This window comes from Bifidobacterium sp. B4142 (assembly GCF_026537325.1).
GTDB lineage: Bacteria > Actinomycetota > Actinomycetes > Actinomycetales > Bifidobacteriaceae > Bombiscardovia.
The window spans coordinates 114,822-140,903 of sequence record NZ_JAFNMJ010000004.1 but is presented as its reverse complement, the minus strand read 5'-3'; the positions used below and the strand labels follow the sequence as shown (position 1 = coordinate 140,903).

Sequence of the window (26,082 nt, the reverse complement as noted above, 5' to 3'; positions counted from 1 at the left end):
GGCTGTCAATGAACCGGCATGCATCGGCAGCCAGAGGGGCGGGGCCTTTTCCTCAAACCCATCATGTACAGTGGTCGCATACAACGGCCGCCGACGGGATTACGGCAACCCCGCCGACATACCCGCCGACCCATTCTTTTGCGAAGTGATCGTTCATGACAGCTGACCGACCGGCCTCCACGAGACCGCCCGTTCTCACCTTCATCGTCCCCGCCTATAATATGGCCCAGCATCTGCCGACCTGCCTGGATTCCCTCTTGAGCCGGGAGGAGGACGATCTGGAGGTCATCGTGGTCGATGACGGGTCCACCGACGCCACAGCGCAGGTTGTGCAGTCATACCAAGAGCGTCATCCGCAGACTGTCCGTCTGATCAGCCAGACCAACAAGGGCCACGGCGGCGCTGTCAACACCGGCCTGGCAGCCGCCCGGGGTCGCTACGTCAAGGTGGTCGATGCCGACGACTGGGTGGACCCGACCTCCCTGAGTCTGGTTCTGAACCAGCTGCGGGACCAGTCGCGACGTACGAATCCGGTGGACATGGTAGTCACCAATTACGTCTACGAAAAAGAAGGCCGCAAACATAAGCGGGTCATCAACTTCCGCAGCGTCATGGACCCGGGACGGGTGCTGGACTGGAACCATCTGCGCCGGTTCGGGCTGTCCCAGTACATGATCATGCACGCCCTGATCCTGCGCACCGAGGTACTCCGCCAGGCCCACACACACCTGCCCGAGCACACCTACTACGTGGACTTCATCTACTCTTATCAGCCCCTGCCCTGGGTGCACACCCTGCTCTACCTGGACACGAATTTCTACCGTTATCACACCGGCCGTCAGGGCCAGTCAGTGCAGACCTCGATCATGATCGCCCGGGTCTCACAACTGCTGCTGGTCAACGGACTCATGGCCAAGTCGACACCTGATCCAGGGACGGTTCCACGCGGACTTTATCGTTATATGATCCACTATCTGTCCATTAACTGCGTGGTGACCTCGGTCTTCCTTATCCTCTCTCGCAATCCAAGCAATTATCGGAACAAGGACATGCTCTGGCGAAGGCTGGAGCACCGCTCCCCCGTCATCGCCTCCGACGTGCGTTCCACCCTGCTCTGCAGGATGATCAACATGCCGGGCAGGCCGGGCCGCTTGGCCATCCGGCTGGGTTATAAGGCCGCCGAAGCCGCCATGGGCTTCAATTGATCGCCTACCCGAGGCAGGAGTACGCAGAGGCTGAACCAGTGATGCTCGGTGCGCAGGGTTATCTCGCCCTGGTAGCGATGGGCTATGTGTCGAATGGACTTGACCCCGTAGCCATGCAGGCCATCCTCAGTCCTGGTCTTGGTGGTGGCCAGCTCGCCATTGCCCTTCCAATTCAGAGGCGATGTGAAGTAGTTTTCAATGCGGATCACCACGAATTGTCCACGGGCGTACAGGGCCACCTTGATCAGGCGGCGGTCGGATTCCTTGACCTTCCTCAAAGCCTCAATGGCATTGTCCAAGGCGTTGCCGAAGAGGGTGGAGATGTCCATGGGCGACATCCCCTCCAAGAGGGAGCCGTCGGCCACCATGGTCAGAGTGATCCCTTCTTCGGAACAGATGCGCTCCTTGGTCGACATGACCACGTCCAGGATGGGGTTGCCGGTGTGCTGCTGCGACCCATACCGTCCGACCGCAGCCTCCAGCTCTTCGAAATCCTGGGACTTGCGCTCAGGATCCATCTGCGAGCGCAGGGCCGCAATCTGATGCTTGAGGTCGTGGGCAAGCCTGCCCATGGCCTCCAGATTCTCTTTGGATCGTATGTACTCCCTGTGCTGGCTGTAAGCCCGGGCGTTGATGGAGGCCAGCTCGGCACTGGTATGGCTCTCCCGCAACTGTTCCTGCTGGGCATAGAGCGTGGCGAACCCGCACAGGTCCACCAGGGTGCGGATGTAGAAGACCTCCAAGCCAACCCGGCCGGAGAAGGGTGTGTTGGTGGAGACGAAACTCAGGTTGGACATGGCGAAGGTGACCACAGCGATGACTGCGGCTATGAAAACGCTGCGTCCTGGCACGGAAGACTGGGCATTGGCGAAGTTGCGCCGCTCCGCCAGCCAGGCCAGCATGCCTACGCCGCCATAAATCAGCACCAGCAGAATCAGGGAGGGCGGGTCATACAGGCTGTGGTTCGAGGGCCGCATGAAGGAGTCCAGCTGCCAGTGCAGAGAGGCGACCAGCTCGGCCAGGACGAAGGCACGGGCCAGCAGATAGGCCCCATCCAGCGCCCCCAACCCCGAAGCCAGCATGATGATGGCGTACATGCAGGCCACGGCCAGGCACATGCTGATGATCCAGAAGGCGATAGGCAGGGTGCCGGCCCAGTACTGGACCCCGATGAGCACGGCCAGACCGGGCAGAAGCACAACCGTCATTCTTAGGCGTGAGGTCCTCACCCCGATGGCCAACAGATAGACCAGGCAACCCAACCACTCGCTGATGGCCGTATAGAGCCGGGGGATATCGGGCAGGGCATTGAGGATGTGGGTGCTGGTCATGGCCGACCCGCCACGTAAGCGGTAAGAGCCGTCATAAAAGACTTCTTGCGTGGTCGACTGACCCGCAGCCGCTGACCGGTCGACATGATGCAGTCCTGGTCCTCCATGCCCGTCACATGGGCCAGATTGACCAGGTAGCAGGAGTTGGAACGGAAGAATCCTCGCTGGTCCAGCTGGCCCTCCAGGTTTTTCAGCGTGCTGTTCGTAGTCAGTGAGGAATCCAAGGTGTGAATGACACTGCTGTGGCGGACGGATTCGATAAAGACAATGTCCTTGAGGGGGATCCGGGTGGATCGGGCACCCTCGGTGATCAGAATGGACAGGTCCACGCGGCCGCGCACCTGGGCGATGGACCGATCCAGTTCCTGGGAGAAAGCGAACCAGGGCAAGGGCTTGAGCAGGTAGGAGAGAGCGCCCACCTCATAGCCGTTGATGGCGTACTGGGGGGCGGAGGTGATGAAGACGATGACCACCGACTCGTCACGATCGCGTACCCGGCGGGCCACTTCGATTCCGTCCATGGGGGTCATCTGAATGTCCAGAAGGAGGATGTCATACACGGGTCGATAGCCGTCCGCAAAAGCCTTGCCATCGGTGAAGACGCTGACCGTCAGTTCTTCCTGACGTTCCTTGCGGTAACGGCTCAGGTAATTGACCATGGTCCGACAGCTGATGGAATCATCATCCACCACTGCGATTCTGATCATCCTGGCACACACTCCTTACCCCGTCGGCCAAGGACCTGTGGCCGACGTTATCACCGTTCTTCAATGATATCGGAGATATCCGCATGGCAGACCCCGCTTGCCCGAAGCCGAACGCTGACAAGCAGGAGGGTTGGTTTGAAAAAGCAAATAAGTTTGAACTGCTCATTTTTTACCTTGCGAATCTATTCTCACTTGTGGACGGGAACGATTAGAGTCGAAACATGTCTACCTTCGCACCCTCCTCGTCCTGGAAACCGTCCACCTGGCTGGCTCGTCTGATGCTGCTGATGGCCGCGGCCGCCTGGGGAGCCGGATACACCTTCGAAAAGGTTGCCATGGAGACCCTGACCGTGCGCTGGCTGATGGGCATTCGCATCCTCTGCGCCATCGTGATCATGACGCCCTTTTTGCTGCCCCGGCTGCGCAGAACCGGGGCCATACATACCCTGGTACCGGGGCTGATCCTGGGGGTCAGTTACTGGGCGGCCTTCAGCCTGCAGATGATGGGGCTGACCACCATCGCTCCGGGCCGCAACTCCTTCCTGACGGCCACCTACTGCATCTTTGTGCCCTTCCTGGTCTGGATTATGGCCCGCCGACGGCCGGCCCTGCGGCACTTCGTCGCGGCCGCCATCTGCATCCTGGGCGTGGCTCTGATCTCGCTGCCGGCCCACGGCGGGGGACAGGGGCTGGCTCTGAGCACTGGCGACCTGCTGACTTTGGCCGGTGCCCTGCTCTACGGGGTCAACCTGGTGATCACCGGTTTCCTGACCAAGAAGTTCGACGCCCCTACGCTGACCTACCTGGAGCTGCTTTTCGGTGACATCCTCTTCCTGGTCTGCGCGCTGATCTTCGATCCCTTGCCCACTGCGGCCGACTTCACGCCCTCGACCCTGGGCTCCATGATTTATCTGACGCTGATCTCGACCCTGATGGCCCAGAATTTCCAGAACATCGCCTTCTCCAGGGTCCCCGCCGCCCAGGGTTCGCTGATCCTGTGCTCGGAGAGCCTGTTCGGTATGCTGGTTTCGGTCCTGGTCCTGCACGAGGAGCTGACAGCCACCCATCTGTTGGGCTTCGCCATCATCTTCGCCGCCATCATCCTATCCGAAGTCAGACTTCATCCCCGCCGGCTATCGAAGGGCTCCTCAGCAGCCGGGTCCTCCCGGTAGGCTGTCCCGGGCAAGAGGTCGTAGGGCATCTGCCGCTTGATCAGGTAGAAGACCAGCAGGAGCAGGGCCAGGATGCGCGTTGCAGTCTGAACCTTGCCGGTCCAGGGGCCGAAGACGGCCAGGATGACTGCGGTCCGGCACAGATAGAAGAGGAAGCGGGACCAGCCATGCCGCTGCTTGGTCTCGACGGTCATATGGGTGAAGGTGGCACCCAGCGTCCGTCCCCGGCGGGGCAGGGGTATGAGCAGTTCAAAGATCAGCAGCATGGCAAGATCAACCACGGTCCCGAATACATCCAGAGCGGATGGGGCGATCAGCAATCCGCAAAAGCGGTAGTGACCATCCAGCTGATAGGCGCCCAGACGATGGACCGCATAGGTCACGCCCATTCCCAGAGACATGGACAGAATGGTGGCCAGAAGCAGATCCAGAGCCAAGGAGACGGCTCGGTGTATGAACCCGGGGTTGGTGACCAGCTGGGCAGCGTCAGCCTGACGGGTGGGAACGAGCTTGTTGGCCGCCATGGCTACCAGGTAGCCGATCAGAGCGCCTGAGGTGTTCCAAATCAGGTCGTCCACGTCGAAGAGACGGTAGGCGCAGCCCACGATGCCGAACACTCCGGTCAGCTGGGCCGTTTCGATGAAGAGGGAGACCAGGAAGGCAACCGGCAGGGCCAGGATGAAGCGCCAGCGGAAGACCCGCCCCATGATGAAGCCCAGGGGCAGGAAGAAGGCCACATTGAGCAGGATCTGCAACATGGCCATCCGGCCGCCTGTGCTCAGGTCGGTCAGGAACTGCAGGGGATTGAGCTGGGGGGTCAGATGATGGGTGGCGCAGAAGGCGGCACGATCGTCGGGCATGGGCCAGAGGGTGAAGAAGACCAGGGCCAGCAGATATAAGACGGTCAGGTAGGCCGCCATGGCTGCTGTCAGCCTGAGCCGGTGATAGCGGTTGTAGATCAGGGCAAGAATGGGCAGGGTCAGAATCAGCGAGGCCAAGGGCCAGAAAACCAGAGATATGCCAAAGGAGCCGCTGAAGTAGTCCAGGTATGTCGAGAGCACAATTCCAGTCTAAATCGCGCTTAAGCCTATCGACCGATTGACTGTGCCGACGAAGAGGTCAGTCGTCGCCCAGGGTTACGTGGATGCCACCAACCAGGGAGCTGACCAGGTTGTAGAGAAAGGCGAAAATGGTAACCAGAGCCACTACTATGACAATCTCGAAGATAGAGAAAATGGTCACCGAACTCAGAACCGTCCCCAGGCTCAGCACCTGGCCTAGGTCGAAACCACCAGCATCCAGGCCTGTCTTGGAGATGACCTGGGTCAGGTTGTCAAAGAGTCCCATAGCATTGAGCAGAATCCAGAGCAGGGCGGCGGCCACCACCTGAATGATGGCTCCGGCGATGGACAGCAGGAAGGTGACCTTGGCCACAGACCAAGGTTCCAGCCGGGTCAAGGACAGCTGCATGCGCCGGGCCCGAGGCACGTGAGGACGCGTCGTCGAAGGGGCTTTGACCGGAGCGGCAGCCGAAGCTGTGGTTCTTGCGGAACGCCCTGATGCCGTCCTGCCGGCAGCAGAAGCCGGGGGAGTGGCCGATAAGGGTTGGCGGGACTCGCCCTTTTTGGATTCATCAGCCTTGGTCTTGCCGGTTTTGGGCTTTGCTGTACCCTTCTTACCGGTACCGGCCTTGGCCTGCTTTTGATCATCCTGGCTCATCGGCACTCCTTGATCCTTGCATTCATCAGTCCGCGCATACCGCCGCAGGACCTGGACGACTTCTTACGAGGCTACCAGTCTTGTCAGACTGGTAGCGGACCTGCTCAGTCCTCTTGGGCCAGACCTTGGCCGTCGCCGGTTCCGGTGGTGGCGATGGGCTGATCCTTGGCCGCCAGGGGAGCGGCAGAAGCCACGTCAACCTGACCGTCATTCTCCTCCTGGTCGTCGCGTTCGGCATTGCGGGCGATGGAGAGAATTTCGTCACCCTTGTCAGGCTTGGCTAGGGTTACCCCTTGAGTGTTGCGTCCAGTTCGCTTGACCTCGGCCACATCGGAGCGGATGACCTTGCCGGACTTCATGATGGCCATGATCTGGTCGTCCTCGTTCACCACCAGGGCGCCGACCAGGGAACCACGGCCCTCGACCATGGCGATGGCCTTGACTCCGTAACCGTTGCGGCCCTGCAAGCGGTACTCGCTCAGAGCAGTCCGCTTGGCGAAGCCCTCGTCGGTGACCACTAGCAGGTCATCGCCAGACTCACTGGCGATCACGTCCATGCTCAGCAACTCGTCGCCGGGGCGGAACCGCATACCCTGGACGCCTGCAGTCTGCCGTCCCATGGGCCTTAGGGTGGAGTCGTCAGCCGGGAAGCGCACGCTCATGCCCTTGCGGGAGACCAAGATGATTTCATCGTCGGCATTGCAGAGGGCGGCACCCACCAGCTCATCGCTCTTAGGCGCCTCTTGGCCCTCCTCGTCGGCGACGGTGCCCAGTTCCATCAGCCGCACGGCGATCAGGCCACCCTGGCGAGGCGAATCATATTCAGCCAGGCGGGTCTTCTTGACCCGTCCGGTCCGGGTGGCCAGAACCAGATAGTCGGCATCGTCGTAGCCGTGCAGGGAAAGGACCTGTTCAATCCGCTCGCCCGGGCCCAGCTGGAGCAGGTTGGCTACATGCTGCCCCTTGGAGTCGCGGGAGCCCTCAGGCAGTTCGTAGGCCTTGAGCCGGTACACCCGGCCCTTGTTGGTGAAGAAGAGCAACCAGTTGTGGGTGCTGGTCAGGAAGAAGTGGTCCACCACGTCGTCCTCGCGCAGCCTGGCCCCGCGGATGCCCTTGCCGCCGCGGTGCTGGGCCCGGTACTCGTCGGCCTTGGTCCGCTTGACGAAGCCGGAGTGGGTGACAGTGACCACCACCTGTTCGTCAGCAATCAGATCCTCCACGTTCATCTCACCCGAGTAGGGGACGATCCGGGTGCGCCGTTCGTCACCGTACTTGTCGACGATCTCATCCAGCTCGTCGCCCACGATGGTGCGTTGGCGTTCGGGGTGGGCCAGGATGTCGTTGTAGTCGGCGATCTTGCGCATGAGCTCCTCATGCTCGTCCAGGATCTTCTGCCGTTCCAAGGCAGCCAGACGGCGCAGCTGCATGGCCAGGATGGCATCGGCCTGGACCTCGTCCACATCCAGCAGCTCCATCAGGCCGGTGCGTGCTGTCTCCACATCCTTGGAGGCGCGGATCAGGGCGATGACCTGGTCGATCATGTCCAGGGCCTTCAAATACCCCTGCAGGATATGGTCGCGATCCTCGGCCTCACGCTTCAGATAGCGGGTGCGCCGCTCAACCACATCCAGCTGGTGGTCCACCCAGTGGCGGATGAAGGCATCCAGGCTCAGGGTCCTGGGGACCCCGTCCACCAGGGCCAGCATGTTGGCCCCGAAGGTTTGCTGCAGCTGGGTGTGCTTGTAGAGGTTGTTGAGAACCACCTTGGGCACGGCATCGCGCTTGAGCACCAGGACCAGGCGCTGGCCGGTACGGCCCGAGGTCTCATCACGCATGTCGGCGATGCCCTGGATCTTGCCGTCGCGCACGGCCTCGCGAATAGAGGAGGCCAGCCGGTCGGGGTTGACCTGGTAGGGCAGCTCGGTGACCACCAGGCACATCCTTCCACGGATCTCCTCGGTGTTGACCACCGCCCGCATGGTAATTAGGCCGCGCCCGGTCCGGTAGGCCTGCTCGATGCCCTTGTGGCCCAGAATGGTGGCGCCAGTGGGGAAGTCAGGCCCCTTGATGATGGAGATCAGGGCGTTGAGCAGCTCCTCCTTGGAGGCCTCGGGATGCTCCAGGGCCCAGTGAACGCCCTTGGCCACCTCACGCAGGTTGTGCGGAGGAATGTTGGTAGCCATGCCCACAGCGATGCCGGCTGATCCGTTGACCAGCAGATTGGGGAAGCGGGAAGGCAGAACCGTGGGCTCCTGGGTCTTGCCGTCGTAGTTGGGGATGAAGTCAACCGTGTCCTTGTCGATGTCGCGCACCATCTCCATGGCCAGGGGGGCCATGCGGCACTCGGTGTACCTCATGGCGGCAGCCGGATCGTCGCCGGGGGAGCCGAAGTTGCCCTGACCGTCCACCAGCGGGTAGCGCATGGACCAGGACTGGGCCAGACGCACGATGGTGTCATAGATGGCTGAATCACCGTGGGGGTGGTACTTGCCCATGACGTCGCCCACCACGCGTGAGCACTTGTTGTAGCCACGATCTGGCCGGTATCCGCCGTCGTACATGGCGTAGATGACCCTGCGGTGGACCGGCTTCATACCGTCGCGGACATCGGGCAGGGCCCGCTCCACGATCACGGACAGGGCGTAGGACAGGTAGGATTCCCGCATCTCCTGCTGGAGGTCAATGGGCTGTATCCGCTCGCCTTGGAGAAGGCCGTAATCGGTGTTATCCATCTCCTGGGGGCTGAGTGGCTCGCGAGACCCGTCGGGCAGGTTGAGGCCGTCCTGGTCCGAGCTGTTGTCGTTGTTGTTATCGTCTGCCAAAATCGATCCTTAGCTCAAATGGTGAAAAGGGAGGGGCGTCCGTCTCAGGCGTCGATGAAGCGGGCGTCGTGGGCGTTGCGCTGGATGAACAGACGCCGGGGTTCGACCTCGTCGCCCATGAGCATGGTGAAGGTCTCGTCGGCCTGTTCGGCATCATCGATGTGGATCTTCTTGAGGATGCGGTGTTCCGGGTCCATGGTGGTCTCCCAGAGTTCCTGGTAGCTCATCTCGCCCAGACCCTTGTAGCGCTGGATCCCTTCGCCCTTGGGCAGCTGTCGGCCTGAGGCCTTGCCCTCGGCCAGGACCCTGTCGCGCTCGGCATCGGTGTAGACGAAGCTGTGGGGCCCCTTGGTCCACTTGAGCCGGTATAGCGGAGGCATGGCCACGTAGACGTAGCCGGCCTCGATCATGGGCCGCATGTACCGGAAGAAGAGGGTCAGATTCAGGGTGGCGATGTGGGCGCCGTCCACATCGGCGTCGGCCATGATGATGACCTTGTGGTAGCGCACCTTGTCGATGTTGAAGTCCTCGCCGTATCCGCCGCCCACAGCCGTGATCAGGGATTCGATGGTGTCGGACTTCATCATGCGGTCCAGACTGGCCCGCTCCGTGTTGAGGATCTTGCCGCGCAGGGGCAGGATGGCCTGGGTCATGGGGTTGCGGCCTTGGATGGCTGAGCCGCCTGCTGAGTCGCCCTCCACGATAAAGAGCTCGCACTCCTGGGGGTCGCTGGACTGGCAGTCCTTGAGCTTGTCAGGCATGCCGGCCGTCTCGAAGATGGACTTGCGACGGGTGTTCTCGCGGGCCTTCTTGGCGGCTATCCGGGCCCGGGAGGCCTCCATGGCCTTCTGGATGATGGACTTAGCCTCGCTGGGATGGGCGTCGAACCAGTCGCTCAGCCTCTCGGTCATGACCCGCTGGACGAAGGTCTTGGCTTCGGAGTTGCCCAGCTTGGTCTTGGTCTGGCCCTCGAACTGGGGGTTGGTCAGCTTGACGGAGACCACGGCGGTCAGCCCCTCGCGTACGTCGTCGCCCGAGAGGTTGTCATCCTTGTCCTTGAGAATGTTCTTATCCCTAGCATAGCGGTTGATCATGCTGGTCAGGGCAGCACGGAACCCCTCTTCATGGGTGCCGCCCTCGGTGGTCGCGATGGTGTTGGCGAAGGTGTGGACGGACTCCGAGTAGGCGGTAGTCCACTGCATGGCCACCTCGGCGGAGATGCCCAGCTTCAGGTCCTCGGCTTCGAAGTCGATGACCTCGGCCTCCACAGGCGTGGCCTTCCTGACCTTGACCAGGTAGTCCACATAGTCCTTGATGCCGTTGGCGTACTGGTAGCTGACGGACTGGCCCTTCTGCTCCGGGGTCTGCTCCTCGCCCGCCACCTCGTCGCCGGCCTGGTCATTGGGGCGCAGATCGGTCAAGGTGATCCTCAGGCCCTTGTTGAGGAAGGCCATCTGCTGGAAGCGGCTGCGCAAGGTCTCGAAGTCGTAGACCGTGGTCTCGAAGATTTTGGGGTCAGCCCAGAAAGTCACCGAGGTGCCGGTGCTCTCGTCCGGCCCCATGGCCTGATCCTTGGATAGGGGAGCGGTGGGCTTTTGGTTGCGGAAGTTCTGATGCCAGTGGTAGCCCTGCCGGCGCACCTGGACGTCGATCCGGGTGGACAGGGCGTTGACCACGGAGATGCCCACGCCGTGCAGACCGCCTGAGACCGCGTAACCGCCACCACCGAACTTGCCGCCGGCATGCAGCTTGGTCATGACCACCTCGACGCCGCTCTTGCCCTCGCCTGGCACCTCGTCCACAGGAATGCCACGGCCATTGTCATCCACACGGATGCCGTTGTCGGGCAGGATGGTGACTTCAATATGGTCAGCGTACCCAGCCAGAGCCTCGTCGACCGAGTTGTCGACGATCTCGTAGACCAGGTGATGCAGGCCCCTGGAGCCCGTCGAGCCGATGTACATGCCGGGACGGACGCGGACCGCCTCTAGCCCCTCCAGCACCTTCAGATCGCTGGCATCATAATGCTCGGGGGAGAGCGAGTCATCCAGCTGCGCGTCGTCCAGCTGATCCTGGCCCGTCATGCCGTCATCCCGAGGCTTGTCCTCCTCATGCTCCCGGCCCTCTTGCGGGGTCCGGGACGGGTCAGTGTTGAGATCTGCCACGGATAGTCCTTTCTGCACCCCTATCGTCGGCCACTGACAACAAAGCAGCTTCCGTTCGTGGTCGAACAGGGGATCAAGTCATGGTCACCAGGTTCCAAATCGTCCATAAAGGGGCCTTGGAAGCGTTTGACCCTATAACCTATAGATTACCAGCTCTAGGGGACTTTAGGCTTACAGAAAGCTGGGAAGACGGTATTCGTAGATTATGGGTTCATCCATAGGTGTCGCGCACGCCTCGGCCAGGTGGATCGAACCGCGAACGGCGGAAACTGTAGTTGTGGGGGCCGGTCACCCGGATCTGCTTTACCGGCATGCCCAGACGCTTGACAATGGTCGCCTTGAGCTGGGGGACCAAGTAGGCCAGCTGGGTGGCCCAGACCGTGGTCTGCGCCTGGATGATCAGCACGCCCTCCCGGTAGGAGACCACTCTCGAATGGGCGGCGATACCGGGTCCCACCACACTGTCCCACTGGTTGCGCAGCCGGGCCACCTTCAGATGGCTGGTCCACCCGCTTCCGGCAGCCAGACTGGTAACCACGCCTCCCAGTTTGGCTGGGTCGCGGCCTGGCTTGCCGAATGCATACCAAGCCTTACGTGAGTCATCCTCTCGCTGCCGACGAGTGGCCGCCCGTCTCGTGCAGCCTTCGAAGACCAGGGCTGGCAATCGACGCTGGTCCAGGTGCAGGGTCTCGACCATGGGTGCCTTCATGACAGGTCGTTCCCCTCCGGCCCATCCGGCATATCCGAGCCGCCATCGGCCGTTCCCCTGGTTCGCCGCAGATCCTGCATGGCACTGGCGATGGCCGGATCCTGAGCGGCCGGATCGGATGGCTGCAAGGGCCTCAACCTGGACACATCCACCAACCTGGCGCCCTGCAGGGAGGGAATATCGCTGTCGGCGGCCACGGTGATGAGCACCTGGTCCTGCTGGCGGGCAAAGTCGAGAATCTGATCCCTGCGGCCCCGATCCAACTGGGCAAAGACATCATCCAGAATGACGATGGGCTCCAAGGAGCGACGATCCTTGACCACCTGCAGCAGAGCCAGTCTCAGAGCCAGGGCCAGGGTCCACATCTCACCGTTGGAGGCAAACTCCCGGGCAGGCATGCCGTTGAGAGTGAAGGCCAGATCATCGCGCTGGGGACCGATCAGATTGGTGCCCCGGGCCACTTCTCCCGGGTATATCCGCTGAAAGTGACGACTGACAGCCTCGGCAACCTCGGGACCGGTCTGCCTATCGGGTCCGATCTCCTCCAGGGAAGGGCGGTAGGTCAATCGAGCGTCCTGACCAGGTCCTGCCAGCCGACCATACAAATCGGTGAAGGGCTGGTCCAGGACCTCTACCAGAGCCGCTCGTCGCCGGCTCAGATCTAGCCCGGTGCGAATAAACTGCCCAGTCCAGATCTCAAGGCCGGACAGAGCGGCATCGCGCCCATCACCTGAGGCGTCATGGCCCGCCTGAGAGAGCTGCTTGAGCAGTGCAGCGCGCTGCCTGGCCACATGGCGAAAATCCTGCCGAACTTGGAAGTAGTCGGCATCAAGCTGGCTGCCGGCCTGGTCCAGCACGGCCCGCCTGGCTGCCGGCTCTCCTGAGACCATCAGCTGGTCCTCGGGGCTGAAAGTCACGCAGGGCACCTGGCCTACCAAATCACGCTGATAGAGGGACGGCCCACCGTTGATTCTTCCACGGTTGGATCCCTTGGCGGCAATGGTCAGCTCATAGTCGGTGGCGGTACCGTCCTGCTTCACCCTGGCCCTGATGGTGGCCTTGGACTGTCCACGCTCTACCAGGGGCAGGGAAGATGAAGTCCTATGGCTGCCGCCGGCGGACAGGACCTCGATGGCCTCGACCAGGTTGGTCTTGCCCAGGCCGTTCCGTCCTTCGAGAATGGTCACCCCGGGCTCCAAATCGAGGACGCAATGCTCCCAGGAACGGAAGTGATCCAGAACCAGACGGGAGATGTGCATGGCGATTGTTCCTCGAACCTGCCCAGGTGTCAGTTGTTGAAGCGCATGGGCACAAGCAGGTAACGGTAGTCCATGGACTCTTCGGAATCCTGCTCCTGCTGGCCGTTGAACTCTACAGCCTTGACTGCCGAAGTCATCTTGATGCGGACAAAAGGCTCAGCAATGGCGCCCAACCCGTCGATCAGGTAGTTGGGATTGAAAGCCACTGTGATGTCCTCACCGTCCAGATCCGCCTGCAGAACTTCATGGGCCTGCGCTTCGTCAGCCGTGCCTGCGCTCAGGGTCACCTCGTTGCCGGAGAAAACCATACGGATTGGGGCATTGCGCTCGGCTACTAGGGCCACACGCTTGATGGCGTCGATCAGATCCTGCCGGGCGATGACAGCTTGGATGGGGTACTCGTCTGAAAAGAGACGATCTACTGCAGGGAATTCCCCGTCGATCAGCTGGGTAGTGGATATTTTGCCAGCGTTTTCCACGCCCATGATGGTGGGGTTGTCGGCTTCATAATCCATGGTCACGTTCTGGTGCTCGTCCAGGGAACGGGCGATGTCCCGCAGCAAAGAGCCGCGGATAAGCATGGAGGTGGAGAAGTTGGCATCGCGAGGAGTCCAAGTGAAGCTCGAACGGGAGAGCCTGAAACGGTCGGTGGCGGTCATGACCACCTTGTCCCCAGTGATCTCGGTTTTGACGCTGGTCAGCACCGGACGGCTCTCTTCCCGGGAAACAGCGACGATGGACTGGGAGATGGACTGAATGAAGGTCTCAGCATCCACCTGGCCCATGGGCTCAGGAACGGCAGGGAGGTCGGGGTATTCGCTGTCAGGCATCAGTTGCAGAGAAAAAGTGGATTTGCCCGAGGTAATGGTCATCTTGGATCCCTCGGTTGACAGGTAGGTCTTCTCTGATGGCAGGGATTTTGTGATGTCAGCCAGCAGTTTACCCAGCACCAAGGCTGTTCCGGATTCGTCGATGCCTGCCTCGATGTGGTTCCTCGCTGAAACCTCGTAATCGAAAGCAGAGAGCTTCAATGTTCCGTCAGAGGCTTCCATCCTGATGCCTGCCAGGATCGGCGAAGCCGGCCGGGAGGGGATGATGCGGGTGGTCCATGCCACTGCATCCGAGAGTGCGGATGAATTCACTTCTACTTTCATGGGAGCCTTCTTGTCGATGAATGAACTGGATTCATTCTATCGAATAGGTCGGGTGATGTGGTTGGAGTGAGAGGTGTGCTTGAGTATGAAGGTGACTATTGCATAAATATACATTGAGTCATCGTAATAAGCTTGGTGGATGGTGTGGATAAGTTCTCAGATCCTTGCAATGCAGTGGATAGGCATCACTTAAGTGTTGTGGATAAGTAGTGTAATCGATGTGATTAAAAAGCCAATTTATCCACAAGTCTGGAGTTCTGCTTAGTTATCCACAAAAATATGTGATTTGTTCGCGGAAGATGCACCATTTATCCCCGAAAAATCAGTGGGTTATTCCCAAGGTTTGCCCACATCCGGGGATAAGTAGGTGGATATCTTTTTCTGCCGATCCACAGTGGTGTCTGCGTGTCGTATCATTCCTGAGGCTGTTTGAGCCGGACGGTCAGCTCCATGACGTAGTTGTAAATCTCTCGTTTTTCCTGCATCTCATTGGAGATACGTGTATAGGCGTGCATGACTGTGGTGTGGTCGCGGCCGCCGAAGACCTCGCCGATATCTACCAAGGACATGCTGGTCATCTCCCGCGCCAGATACATGGCTATCTGTCGGGCTAGGGCGATGTTCTTGGTGCGCGTGCGGCCGACAATATCGTCAAAGGTCAGATGGAAGTATTTGGCCACCTGGGAGATGATGTCAGTGGGCTTGATCTCCACATCCGTAGAGAAGAAGTCCTGCAGAGTCTGTTCGGCCAGGGCTGTGGTGACCGGCTGATTGTTAAGGCTGGCCACGGCGGTGACACGGGTCAGGGCCCCCTCAAGCTCTCGGATGTTCTCGGTGAAGCGTTCCGCGATCAGATCCAGAACCTCGTTGGGAATGCTGACCCCGTTCATGGAGGCCATCATTCTGAGGATGGCCACCCGGGTCTCCCGGTCCGGAGGTTTGACATCCACAGTCAGACCCGAATCGAAACGCGAGATCAGTCGTGATTCGAAGCCTTTCAGATTCTTGGGGGCCACGTCCGAGGCGATGACGATGCGCTTGTTGGCGTCATGTAAGGCATTAAAGGTGTGGAAGAACTGGTCCAGGGTGGCTTCCTTGCCCCCCAGAAACTGGATATCATCGATAAGAAGCACATCCACCTGCCGATAGCGGCGGTTGAATTCCGCGATCTGGCCCGACCCTTGGGTGGAGTTCTGCAAGGCGTCGATGAATTCGTTGGTGAATTCCTCCGAGTTGACGTATCGGACCTTGAGCGAAGGATCCTTGACCAAGGCATAGTTGCCAATGGCGTTGAGCAGGTGGGTCTTGCCCAGGCCTGAGCTGCCGTAGATACATAAAGGATTGAAATCCTGGCCTGACCCTTCGGCCACGGCCAAGGCTACGGTTCGCGCAAAGCGGTTGGAGTCGCCTGGGACGAAGGTATCAAAGGTGGCATTCTTGTTCAGGTGGGTCTGCGGGTCGCGCTCCACTCGGTTCTGGCTCATGGGGAAGCGGGGCACGGTGAAGGCGGGTCGGGATGCGGTCCTCTCTGCCTCGCTCTGCTGGTCGGCATCAGCGCCTGCCGTTGACCTCACAGTGGGGGAGGGCTCGGACAGTTCGGCCTGCATATCCAGGGTCATAGGCACATAGGTGCCCTCGTGGAAGTCATTGACGGAAACAATCGGGGACTTGGAGGTTCCAGCGTTCTCGGTCCGCCAGTCCGAGTGGGTCTCTGAGCCGGGCGATCGGTCGATGCCGGCCTGACGCTGGTAGTCGCTATAGGGATCCTGAGCAGGACCGGGAACCTGACGGAACTCGCCGCTGCCCGGGACAGAGCCAGCCATGGCGGACGCGCGTTGGTCATTCTGTTGATCGGCAGCTTTCTGCTTGGCCATTTGCTCTGGGTAGACGATTTTGATGGCCGGGAACATTTCCTGGTTGGTGACCAGCTGCAATGCATTGAGGAGCGGCTGGCTGAGCGGTCCCTGCACAGCCTCCTGAGTGGCCTTGGAGGAGACCCTGAGAACGATGGTGGTGCCGAAAACCGCCTCGGGGGTGATGTCCTCCAGCCAGCCCTTGTCTCTGGAGGTCAATGAGCTGCTGTAGCGGAGCACCTGCAGGACCGAATTCCAGATTCTCTTGGCCTGGGCAGCGGCATCCAGCGGATCCTGCGCCATCAGTGTGCTCCTCTCTTCTCGACGACGGATTTCCCGGTCTTCCTGCTTCTCTCAGAGTAGACAGTAGCTCATTGTTACACCGACTTTGCGCGGTTATCCACAGGATAGCGTGTTGTATCTACGATGAATGTGAATAACAGTGATGTAATTTGTGGATAAGTAAGGAGGCCTATTCTCCTGCTATGACAGGGTTTGCACAGGGTATGGAGCGGTCTTCACCAGCTGGATGGCGGAAGCCTGTTTGACTCCGTCTCGGCTCATGTGTACCGTGATATAGCTTGACTCATAACGAGCCGTACTCGAGTATGTCTACACACGGGAGCAACGAATTATGAAGAGGACATTCCAGCCCAACAATCGCCGTCGTCACATGAAGCACGGATTCCGCGCTCGTATGCGCACCCGCTCCGGTCGTGCCCTGATCAACCGGCGCCGGGCCAAGGGCCGTCGGACCCTCTCTGCCTGAGTCGGATCCAATCCCTTTTCAGAAGGTGGAACGGCTGAGAAGCCACCGGGAGTTCACGGCGGTGCTCAGGCGACGCCATTGGGTCAGCAGCAGGGATCTGGTCATACATTATTCGATACCTGGATCTGACCGAACAGCAACCTTGCTGCCGGTGACATCGGCTGAGCGCGAAGGGCGGCATGACATCCTGCCTGCAGGCAGACGCCGCATGGGGCTCGCTGTATCCAAAAATGTGGGCAAGGCCGTGACTAGGAATAAGGTCAAACGCAGATTCAGGCAGCTTGCCGGATCTAAGGAGGACCTGCTGCCATCCTCCTGTGATCTGGTCATGCGCGCCAAACCCAGCGCTGCCACAGCCACATACAAGCAGCTGGAGGAACAAGTCGACAGGCTTTTCCGTGACCTCATGCGCAAGACCGGGAAGACTGCCGGCGGCCTCGATGCACAGGGACAGTCAGAGCTGCAGCTTGCCGGGTCCAAGCGTCAACCCGTTCAACATGTGGAAGCCAGTGAAGGGTGCAGGGCATGAGTGGCCTGGCCTCCCGGGCTCTGCAGGGTGCAGTCCGCTGGTATCAGCGCCACATCTCACCCCTTTCGCCGCCGAGCTGTCGTTACTACCCGACCTGCTCCCAGTATGCTTTGACCGCTCTGAGGCGGTTCGGGGCCTTGCGTGGAACTATCCTGGCCGTTCTGCGGCTATTGCGTTGCACGCCATTCAACAACGGCGGAATCGATGACGTGCCCCAAAGATTTTCCATCTTCTATCGGTTCTCGTGGTCCACGGCCCATGAGGAGGCCCGGCTGACCCCCATGGCCCCAGACAAGGAGACGGCCTGATAATGTTCCAGAACAACGACACTTTCACTTTCGATACGGGCATATACGGCTTCTTCTACAAGATCCTGTATCCCATCGAGTGGCTCATGACCTACATCATGACCTACTGTCACAAGTTCCTGACCCTGATCGGGTTCCACAAGGGTCCCGGCGTGGCTTGGGCGCTTTCGGTAGTGATGCTGGTGCTGGTCGTCAACCTGTGCGTGCTGCCGCTCTTCATCAAGCAGTTGCGATCCATGCAAAAGATGCAGGCCCTGCAGCCCAAGCTGATGAAGATCCAGAACAAGTACCGCAATAAGAAGGATCCGGCGAGCCGAGAGGCCATGAGCCGGGAGACCATGAAGGTCTATCAGGACAACCATGCTAACCCCATGGGGTCCTGTCTGCCCGCACTGGTCCAAGGCCCGGTCTTCATGACAATGTTCTATGTGCTTTCGGCCGTGCCCTTCATCGCCCGGGGCAAGCGGGCACCCCTGGGGGCCTTCAATCGACAGGTGGCGCGAGAATTCGAAGAGACCACCTTCTTCGGGCTGCGGATTTCGGACAACTTCATGTCCGCCCATGGCGCGGGCCGCATAGTCATTGTGGTTTTCATCGTGCTTATGTGCCTGGCCATGTTCTACTCGCAGTTCCACAACGTCCGACGGAACATGCCCAGGTCGGCCATGCAGGGACAGCAGTACAAGATGCAGCAGATGATGGCCTTCATTTTCCCGGTCATGTATATTTTCTCGGGTATTTACTTCCCCTTCGCCGTGCTGATTTACTGGTTGACCAACAACCTTTGGAATCTGGGCCGAACCCTCTTCCAGGTCCACCATATGCCCACTCCCGGCTCGCCGGCTGCAGAGAGCAAGGAGGAGCGGGATCACCGCCATGAGAACGCTCGTCGCAAGCGCCAGGGGCTGCCCTCTTTGGAGGAGGAGCAGCTGATGGAGGCCAAGCGGCTGGAGGAGGAAGCCCGCAACAACAAGAACGTCTCCCACCAGCGTTCTCAGCCCCACCGCAAGCGTCGCGGTCGTTGATGCAGCTATTGGCAGTAATGGCTGGCGCGGTGACCCAGCTTTCGGTCGGGCGGATACTGGAGTAGTCTGCAATCATCACGTCCGTGTATCCTCAATACTGGACACTCGATTGGTGACCAGGAATCCAGTGGGTCTGAGGTTATGAATCGGATGTAAACGCGTGTAAGGAGAGCATAGATGTCTCAGTCTCTGGACCAGGGAAAGACCATCGAGCAACTCAATGAGGAAGCGGATGTCGCCGCCGACTATCTGGAGGGGTTGCTGGACATCGTCGATTACGAGGGCGATATTGAGATGGGGGTGCGCAACCACCGTCCGACCGTGCAGATTGTGGCTGACGACGATACGGACATCAAACATCTGATCGGCAAGGATGGCGAGGTGGTTGATGCTCTTCAACAGCTGACACGGCTGGCCGTGCAGCAGAAGATAGGGGAGCGCTCCCATCTGATTGTGGATGTGGACGGCTTCCTAAGGCGCAAGCGCGAACATCTTCGCGAGCAGGCTCTGGATGTGATTGACGAGGTCCGTGAGACTGGCGATCCCATGAATATGAAGCCTATGAACTCTTTCGAGCGCAAGATTGTCCATGACATGGTTCGTGAGGAGGGGCTGAAGTCACGCTCCCACGGTGAGGAGCCTCACCGGTACGTCACCGTCTACCTGAAGGCCAAGAACGAAGACGAGGACCTGCCTGACGACGTTGAGGACGAGCCAGTCGGGTATGACGTCCCGCGGGACGCGGATGACGCTGATCAGGTCGAGGATTCGGCTGACTACAGGGCTGATGACGATCCTGCTGACGCGGACAGGGAGTGACAGTAGAGCCAAGTAGAGCTATGCTCCGATGAAGTATTTGTGATGTCGGCCTTTTTGGATTGCTCCATTGTTTGGTGCGGCCATACTGTGTAAGTCCGTTTTGTTATCGGTCTGTGTAGCGCTATTCGGCAGGTATGTTGTCTTGTCTGGCTCATGATGGTGCTTAGTTTGCCATGCTGCTTAATTCGGAATGCTCTTGGTTCGTGATCCTCTATAAGAGGCTTCCTTCTATGCTGTTTCCGTTAGGATATTGATGTGTGCCTTTGACGCTCTTTTGTGGTTGAAAACCATACGTTGGTAAATGGGCTGGCTTCGGAGTCCAGAGGTTTTCGATTCTGACAGGGTGAGATGCCGCTTGATACGAGATACAAGACAGTATGACGCTGTCAAGGTCTGTGGCTGTGATTAATTGTGTGCCGAATGCAGATGTGAGGAGTTGAAATGGCTGTTGTGGATGATGAGTTGAACAATAGTCCCCTTTTGAGGCAGGTTCTCGGCGATGCTTTAGTACCCATGCAGCGTTTTCACGACAAGCTCCTACGTGAGGGCGTGGAGAGAGGAATCATTGGCCCCCGCGATGAAGACATTATTTGGGAGCGGCATATACTCAATTCAGCTGCCATTGTGCCTTTTGTGCGTGAACGATTGACTACTGATGGTCAGACAGCGACAGTGGTAGATATAGGTTCCGGTGGGGGCTTCCCTGGTATTGTACTGGCTGCGTGTCTTCCGCAGTGCACTGTGGTACTTGTCGAGCCAATGGAGCGGCGTGTGCTCTGGTTGCAGGAAGTCATTGATGAGTTGCAACTGGTTAATGTGTCAGTGCTTCGCAAACGTGCAGAGGATCTGGCTCCGCAATCCTCTCATGCATCAAATCGGCGCAACAAAAAAGGTTCACATAGCCACCGTCATGGTCGTCGCCGAAGCGAGGAAGTGTCTAGTTCCGTTTCTGGCCACGGTTCTTCGACTTTGGTCACCACCAGGAGTGGTGACAGTCAGCAAGTTGCGAATGGGACCGAATCCTCGGCTGTGATGGGCGGAGCAAGTCCGGCAAATATGGATTTCGCGCCTTCAGTTCCTCAGAATTTTGATGCCGTGACCTGTCGGGCTGTAGCACCTATGACCAAGCTCGCTGGGTGGACTCTACCTCTCTTGAGGTCAGGAGGTCAGCTTATTGCTCTTAAAGGTCGTTCGGCGCAAAATGAGCTTGATAAAGCTGCTAAAGAGATAAAAAAATATCATGGAGCGAATCCACGGGTTCGTCAAGCCCCTGTTGCACCCGGTCTTGAGGACACTCACGTAGTTCTTGTGGACAAAAGCTAAAGCACGATATTGATAGGGCACAATTTAATAACTTCGTTGTCAGCGTCTTTGCACAACAGCGAGATAAGACTCTGCTAAATTAGAGAATAAATTATCAATTTCTAAACAGAGCCTTGTCGAAAATGACCAGAAATGACTGATTCTGTCTACTAGATCGAACCTGCATTTGCCGGACTGCAACTAAAGTGTCTGCCACCTAATCGGAAGGGATGACATGCTCAGTTAAGGAGAGTACAAAGTATGTTTGAAATCCTATATGACTTTTTTAAGAATGGTTTGCAGTCCGAGGCTTTTAACGACTTTGATCCTCCAGTATCTAATCTGTCCGCAGAGCAAAGCCATCATAAGTCACATATGAGTATAATATTTGAAATAGTAAAGCTGTTTCATTTGAGATCAAACACATCGCCCCGTCTCTTCCGACTGCTTTGCTATAAGGCTTATTTCCTACTGGTTTTGTCTTTCAAACATTGTTGTGCCGATTGTGTAGGGTTATAGCTTAGAACGGGATATACCGCCAACTTTAGGATGCTTGATTAGCCAACTCTGGTGATGCCGTCCTTTGATACTCAGTGACCTAGCAATTTACCTGTTTCATGTGCTAATTCGTCTTATTTACGCCCGCCCTGCTGTTTCTATTTACAGGTTCCCATTGCATAAGTGCAGTTTGGTTTGTCTAACCTGTGTGTTGATCTGCGTTGTATCTTCATTAATACTCATAGAGCGCTGTCGATCTTTGCAAATGTATATGCGAGTGCTTGATTAATCGGTTAATACAACCAGAAGCAATTTCTAAATCGGTTTCAACGCTGACTATGCCTTTTTGATGTCGGGTATGGAGGGATAGCTGAATTTAGCACAAGAGGCCATCCACAGTTTCTAGTGCGTGCACTAAAGATAGTTTCACGTGAAACATTGCGTAATCAACATCTGTTTTAGTGTGTGGCATGTTGCGCACTTCGCCACTTATAGTGTTACAAATTCACCCATTCACAAAGAGCTGAGGGTATGTTATATGCGAGTAAGTCCATGCAAGACGGCTTTATCCTGCAGCATCTTGTATCTGACATTATTCTGCCTTGCTGCTCTGAGTGGATGACTCCTAACTAGAGATCAGATGCAATGTTTCACGTGAAACCATTGACATGGAATTCAATAATCTTGATCACGGGTATTTGAGTATAAATGAAAGGGAATCACGATATCCTCTATATTTTGATTAGAAATGGCCCTTGAACTTTATTTTAGCTATTTTCTTTCAACCATATTCTCATGAAGTATAGTGGAACACCTATCAGTATACTGATGCCGGTTGCTTAACAATGAAACAGATTAAATTCATAATTTTGCGACTAGTGCTGTCCGCTAAATACGTGGTAGTCCTTGCTTGCGTATAAACCACCTTAGAATATAGAGTGGGCAGAACTGAGACACCGAACTGTGTAAGCTAACAAGCAAAAATGAGATGGAACTTCCTGAACAATTGAGCTGTTTCACGTGAAACACTATCCTGCAGTACAGTTGTATAAGAATTTGTCTATGAGTTTAATTAGACATTTGTAGCAGTGTTATTAAGACTTCTCAGTAGGTGGACTAATCATTGATAATAACTATGAATAGTGCTTCGTGCTGATGAGGCGTAGTTAATTTATTGATACGCGGTTTTTTAAAGTTATGCACAATTGAGACCTGACAAATGAATTATCCACATTATGCTTGGTGAGTCATGATGTGGTGCAGGAAGAGGCAGAATTGCCAATAATCACAAGGCAAAGCTAATAATTTAAGGGGAGGGTCGGTGACAGATCCGTTATTGGGCCTATCCACACTTATCCACAGTTATGAACAGTGACTGTGTGTAACTAGCGATTGGTTCTGACATGTCCAACTAGGACGGGAAAATTGATTTGTTATCAAAAGGAGGATGGTTCGTGACCGCATCGAAGAAGGTGAAACCCGTTTCGAGAAATACCTCGGATATCGGTGAGCAAGGTACGCCGAACGCATCAGGTATGGAGTCGGCAACGGATATTCTGAATCGAATATTCGCTGACGGGACAGGTTCGGTGTCAGGTGCGGAAATGGCAGATCTTTCTGCACGCTATCAGGCTTTACGCCAGGCTGAATTCCCTCATCCTTCAAAAACTCGCTTCATTGCCGTTGCAAATCAAAAGGGCGGGGTAGGGAAGACCACAACTACAGTTAATTTGGCATGCGCCTTTGCTGAATTCAATCAGCGTGTGTTGGTCATCGATATGGATCCACAAGGCAACGCTTCTACTGCATTGGGAGTAGCTCATGAGTCCGGGACTCCATCAACGTATGATGTACTTGAAGGCCGTCTTGGGATTGACGACGTTAAGGTAGTTTCCCCTGAATTCCCCAATCTTGAGGTTGTCCCATCTTCCATTGACTTAAGTGGAGCTGAGCTGGAAGTTGCGGATATGCCCAACCGCAATCAGCTAATGAAAAAAGCAGTTGCTGACTATCTTAAAGTCTGCCATCAGCATTATGACTATGTTCTCGTTGATTGCCCACCTAGTCTCGGATTGCTAGTTCTGAACGCCATGTGTTCAGTCAATGAGGTATTGATCCCAGTACAAGCTGAATACTATGCGCTTGAAGGACTGCAACAGCTACTGCATACCATAGGGCTTGTTCAGCAAAGCTATAATCCTTACCTTGTAATCTCGACAATGTTGTTGACGATGTACGATAGGCGAACACTGTTAAGCAAAGAAGTGTTTGATCAGGTCAAGGAACATTATCCAGAGATAGTGCTTAATACGACCATTCCGCGTTCAGTCAAAATCTCTGAAGCTCCCAGCTTCCGGCAAAGCGTTGTCACCTACGACCCTAAAGGAGCCGGTGCTATTGCTTATGAGGAGGCAGCGTTAGAAATCGCCCAGAGATCGAACCAGGTACTGGAACATATTGCCAATAGAAGACAGGGGGAGTGAGGACATGACAAGCCGTTCACGGTTAGGCAAGGGCTTGGGGGCTCTATTCCCCGCTTTGCCAGGTGAAGATGATGAAAACAATGCTGACAATAATAGTCGGCGACAAGATAACAAAGTACCAAATTCAAGCAATAAGCAGCCGATTTTTCAAGGTTTGGGTGCGGAATCAAATGGACAAAAGCGCCTAGAGAAGGACGACACAACAAAAGGCAAGGCAAAATCAGAAAGAAGTACTCAGCATTCGGATCGTGCTGGCTCAGAGCTAGCGGATTCAGCAAAGTCCTCTAAGAGTGGTCGTAAACGTACCAACGCAGGACAAAAGCGAGTCAGTATTTCCAAGTCAATCGCCGACGATGTTTCACGTGAAACATTAACGTCGAAGAGGACCACCAAGCGTCGGTCTGTTCCCTCCATCAGCAGCTTGGAACATCCTAGTGATTTATTCTTTGGCCCTACGACGACGAATGTTTCACGTGAAACATCGTCGATGATGAAATCGAGTGATGCTGTCGACGATAGGACAAAAGAGGCTCGGCAAAGCGTTAACCGTGCAGTTCCTGTTGGCAATGATACTGAGCTAAATAAGGCAGAAGGCAATACCCAAGAGAAGCTGGAACCCGTCCAAGGCGGGTACTTGGCTGAAGTGCGTGTGGACGATATTAGGCCCAACGCACAGCAACCGAGGCAGATCTTCGATGAAGATGAACTGTTGGAGCTGTCCCGCTCCATCAAGGAAGTTGGTGTATTGCAGCCGATAGTGGTGCGAAGATCGACTCTTGCAGACTATCCAAGAACAACTGGAGATAAAACAACCTCAGTTGTCAGCGCAGGCAGTAAATCAAAAGTTGTTGACGCTAAGACCGGTGCAGAGCGATCGGGACAGCTTTTAAACCGAAGAGACGTGAATCTGCGGCAAACAACTCATTATGAAATCATAATGGGTGAGCGTCGTTGGCGTGCTACTAGGTTGGCTGGCCTAGATACCATACCTGCAATTGTTAAAACGACGAGCGATGACACCATGTTGCGTGATGCCTTGCTCGAGAATCTCCATAGAGTAGCTCTTAATCCTCTGGAAGAAGCAGCAGCTTATCAGCAAATGATCGATGAGTTCGGCTTGACTCAGGACGGTTTGTCTAAGTCAATTTCCAAGTCCAGACCTCAGATCACCAACACACTTCGCTTGTTGAAGTTACCCCCCAGTGTTCAGAAAAAAGTCAGCTCAGGTGTGTTGTCAGCTGGACATGCCCGCGCCTTGCTTACTTTACCGGATGAAAAGTCCATGACTGCTTTGGCAGACAAGATCATCGCTGAGGGATTGTCAGTAAGATCTACCGAGGAACTTGTCGCCTTGCAGACCGGACAGGCGAAGAAGAAAGCAAAAAAGCCTAGAGTAAACGCCTGGGCCGATAGCCCTGTACGCCAGGACCTGGAAAGTCACTTTGATACGAAGGTGGCTATTAAGGGGACTAAAAAGCACGGGAAAATAGAAATCGTATTTTCTTCGCCAGAAGATATGGACCGTATTGTTGGCATTCTCTTGGAGAAGGATCAATCCCCAAATAATGGCAATCGTTCGGGCGATAAAGGCTGGGTTTGATCCTATTCTCAGAATGCGACTGCAGGGGTTGCTTAACCAAACCCTGCCGATAAGACGAGCGATTGCTTCATAGCTCAAACAGGTCCCGTATGAGCTGATGAGCAATCGCTGCATTTGTCTTAAGATCAGAATGATTAAACCATCATTAGTAAGTGCCAGTCACTGTCCAGATATATCTGTGCTGAAAGGCTGTGCGCAATATACCTATGTTGGCAGACTGTTCGGTTCTGAATAACTGCTAACTGATCAGCCAAGTCGTGTTGTCGGTTAACTACATCCGGTCCGATCGGTATCTCAACTGGTTAGCTGTCATGGGTGGATGAGTGCGCCCAAGTGTGGGGCATGTGGTGAGTCGTTGACTAAGCTGGCTATTTAGTTGGGCGTACTGGAGTGGTTGCTTATGTCTGTGCTGTGTGTCGGCTAAGAAGTAAGTCTCCGCTTAGATGTGGTTCTAGATGAAACAAGGTTCCTTTCTTGGCAGGGAAGTAGCATACCTAAGCTAGCAAGGTCTGTAGGATTTTCGACGCGGCGTTGGGGGGAGGGCTGGGTTCTGTAATGTCTCCTTAGCAGAGAGTAGTTATATCAGCAGGAGACGATAGAAAAAGCTGTAGGGTCAGTGATGTTTCTGTTGAGCGGGCTATTTCGTCGTAACC

Annotated in this window: 18 protein-coding genes and 2 pseudogenes; 10 read left to right on the top strand and 10 right to left on the bottom strand. The window is 56.5% G+C overall.

Going from position 1 to position 26,082, the window contains the following annotated elements; all coding sequences use genetic code 11:
* Positions 1-155 precede the first annotated feature (155 nt).
* Positions 156-1,205 (top strand): glycosyltransferase family 2 protein, encoded by a 1,050-nt coding sequence (locus J3U06_RS07540; RefSeq protein ID WP_267444793.1) that lies wholly within the window; start codon positions 156-158, stop codon positions 1,203-1,205.
* Here J3U06_RS07540 and J3U06_RS07535 read toward each other — a convergent pair.
* Together J3U06_RS07535 and J3U06_RS07530 are read right to left on the bottom strand one after the other, a co-directional pair.
* Positions 1,169-2,536 carry a sensor histidine kinase gene (locus J3U06_RS07535; protein WP_267430944.1) on the bottom strand — a complete coding sequence of 456 codons (1,368 nt, stop codon included), beginning with the start codon at positions 2,534-2,536 and terminating at the stop codon, positions 1,169-1,171. The two genes, J3U06_RS07540 and J3U06_RS07535, sit on opposite strands and share 37 nt — an antisense overlap.
* A complete protein-coding gene (locus J3U06_RS07530; RefSeq protein WP_267400915.1) occupies positions 2,533-3,243 on the bottom strand; it encodes a LytR/AlgR family response regulator transcription factor in 711 nt (236 codons plus the stop codon). The genes J3U06_RS07535 and J3U06_RS07530 overlap by 4 nt, the downstream gene beginning before the upstream one ends.
* A 221-nt stretch (positions 3,244-3,464) precedes the next feature.
* Between J3U06_RS07530 and J3U06_RS07525 the strand changes: the two genes are divergently transcribed.
* Entirely contained in the window at positions 3,465-4,415 is a 951-nt protein-coding gene (locus tag J3U06_RS07525) for a DMT family transporter (RefSeq protein WP_267430946.1), read from the top strand.
* Here the strand turns inward: J3U06_RS07525 and J3U06_RS07520 are convergent.
* From J3U06_RS07520 to dnaA, 8 genes are all read right to left on the bottom strand, one after another.
* Entirely contained in the window at positions 4,364-5,476 is a 1,113-nt protein-coding gene (locus J3U06_RS07520; RefSeq protein WP_267444792.1) for a VanZ family protein, read from the bottom strand. The genes J3U06_RS07525 and J3U06_RS07520 overlap by 52 nt on opposite strands.
* A 58-nt stretch (positions 5,477-5,534) precedes the next feature.
* The gene (locus tag J3U06_RS07515) at positions 5,535-6,134 is read right to left on the bottom strand and encodes a DUF3566 domain-containing protein (RefSeq protein ID WP_267400912.1); all 600 of its coding nucleotides are present in this window, start codon (positions 6,132-6,134) and stop codon (positions 5,535-5,537) included.
* Between the two features lie 104 nt (positions 6,135-6,238).
* Positions 6,239-8,866 (bottom strand): DNA gyrase subunit A, encoded by a 2,628-nt coding sequence (gene gyrA / locus J3U06_RS07510; protein WP_416378951.1) that lies wholly within the window; start codon positions 8,864-8,866, stop codon positions 6,239-6,241.
* A 134-nt stretch (positions 8,867-9,000) separates the two neighbouring features.
* Positions 9,001-11,040 carry a DNA topoisomerase (ATP-hydrolyzing) subunit B gene (gene gyrB, locus J3U06_RS07505; protein WP_267400933.1) on the bottom strand — a complete coding sequence of 680 codons (2,040 nt, stop codon included), beginning with the start codon at positions 11,038-11,040 and terminating at the stop codon, positions 9,001-9,003.
* Positions 11,041-11,332: 292 nt separating this feature from the next.
* Positions 11,333-11,830 (bottom strand): DUF721 domain-containing protein, encoded by a 498-nt coding sequence (locus J3U06_RS07500; RefSeq protein WP_267400908.1) that lies wholly within the window; start codon positions 11,828-11,830, stop codon positions 11,333-11,335.
* Positions 11,827-13,089: a DNA replication/repair protein RecF gene (gene recF / locus J3U06_RS07495; protein ID WP_267400905.1), complete on the bottom strand. Its 1,263-nt coding sequence runs from the start codon at positions 13,087-13,089 to the stop codon at positions 11,827-11,829. The genes J3U06_RS07500 and recF overlap by 4 nt, the downstream gene beginning before the upstream one ends.
* A 29-nt stretch (positions 13,090-13,118) precedes the next feature.
* Positions 13,119-14,243, bottom strand: coding sequence for a DNA polymerase III subunit beta (gene dnaN / locus J3U06_RS07490; RefSeq protein ID WP_220236566.1), 1,125 nt, complete (start codon positions 14,241-14,243; stop codon positions 13,119-13,121).
* A 413-nt stretch (positions 14,244-14,656) separates the two neighbouring features.
* Positions 14,657-16,399, bottom strand: coding sequence for a chromosomal replication initiator protein DnaA (dnaA, locus tag J3U06_RS07485; protein WP_267444790.1), 1,743 nt, complete (start codon positions 16,397-16,399; stop codon positions 14,657-14,659).
* 331 nt (positions 16,400-16,730) lie between these two features.
* Between dnaA and rpmH the strand changes: the two genes are divergently transcribed.
* From rpmH to J3U06_RS07445, 8 genes and pseudogenes are all read left to right on the top strand, one after another.
* Positions 16,731-16,865: a 50S ribosomal protein L34 gene (rpmH, locus tag J3U06_RS07480; protein ID WP_015022700.1), complete on the top strand. Its 135-nt coding sequence runs from the start codon at positions 16,731-16,733 to the stop codon at positions 16,863-16,865.
* 25 nt (positions 16,866-16,890) lie between these two features.
* Positions 16,891-17,283 (top strand): annotated as a pseudogene (gene rnpA, locus J3U06_RS07475) (ribonuclease P protein component); the annotation flags it as partial.
* Positions 17,284-17,390: 107 nt separating this feature from the next.
* Positions 17,391-17,702 (top strand): membrane protein insertion efficiency factor YidD, encoded by a 312-nt coding sequence (gene yidD, locus J3U06_RS07470; protein ID WP_267444789.1) that lies wholly within the window; start codon positions 17,391-17,393, stop codon positions 17,700-17,702.
* Positions 17,703-17,704: 2 nt separating this feature from the next.
* Positions 17,705-18,727 (top strand): membrane protein insertase YidC, encoded by a 1,023-nt coding sequence (gene yidC, locus J3U06_RS07465; protein WP_220236562.1) that lies wholly within the window; start codon positions 17,705-17,707, stop codon positions 18,725-18,727.
* Positions 18,728-18,904: 177 nt separating this feature from the next.
* Positions 18,905-19,441 (top strand): annotated as a pseudogene (locus J3U06_RS07460) (protein jag); the annotation flags it as partial.
* Between the two features lie 546 nt (positions 19,442-19,987).
* Positions 19,988-20,869: a 16S rRNA (guanine(527)-N(7))-methyltransferase RsmG gene (locus tag J3U06_RS07455; protein ID WP_267444787.1), complete on the top strand. Its 882-nt coding sequence runs from the start codon at positions 19,988-19,990 to the stop codon at positions 20,867-20,869.
* A gap of 2,012 nt (positions 20,870-22,881) precedes the next feature.
* A complete protein-coding gene (locus tag J3U06_RS07450; RefSeq protein ID WP_029676100.1) occupies positions 22,882-23,829 on the top strand; it encodes a ParA family protein in 948 nt (315 codons plus the stop codon).
* Positions 23,830-23,833: 4 nt separating this feature from the next.
* Entirely contained in the window at positions 23,834-25,429 is a 1,596-nt protein-coding gene (locus tag J3U06_RS07445) for a ParB/RepB/Spo0J family partition protein (RefSeq protein ID WP_267444786.1), read from the top strand.
* The last annotated feature ends 653 nt before the right edge of the window (positions 25,430-26,082 follow it).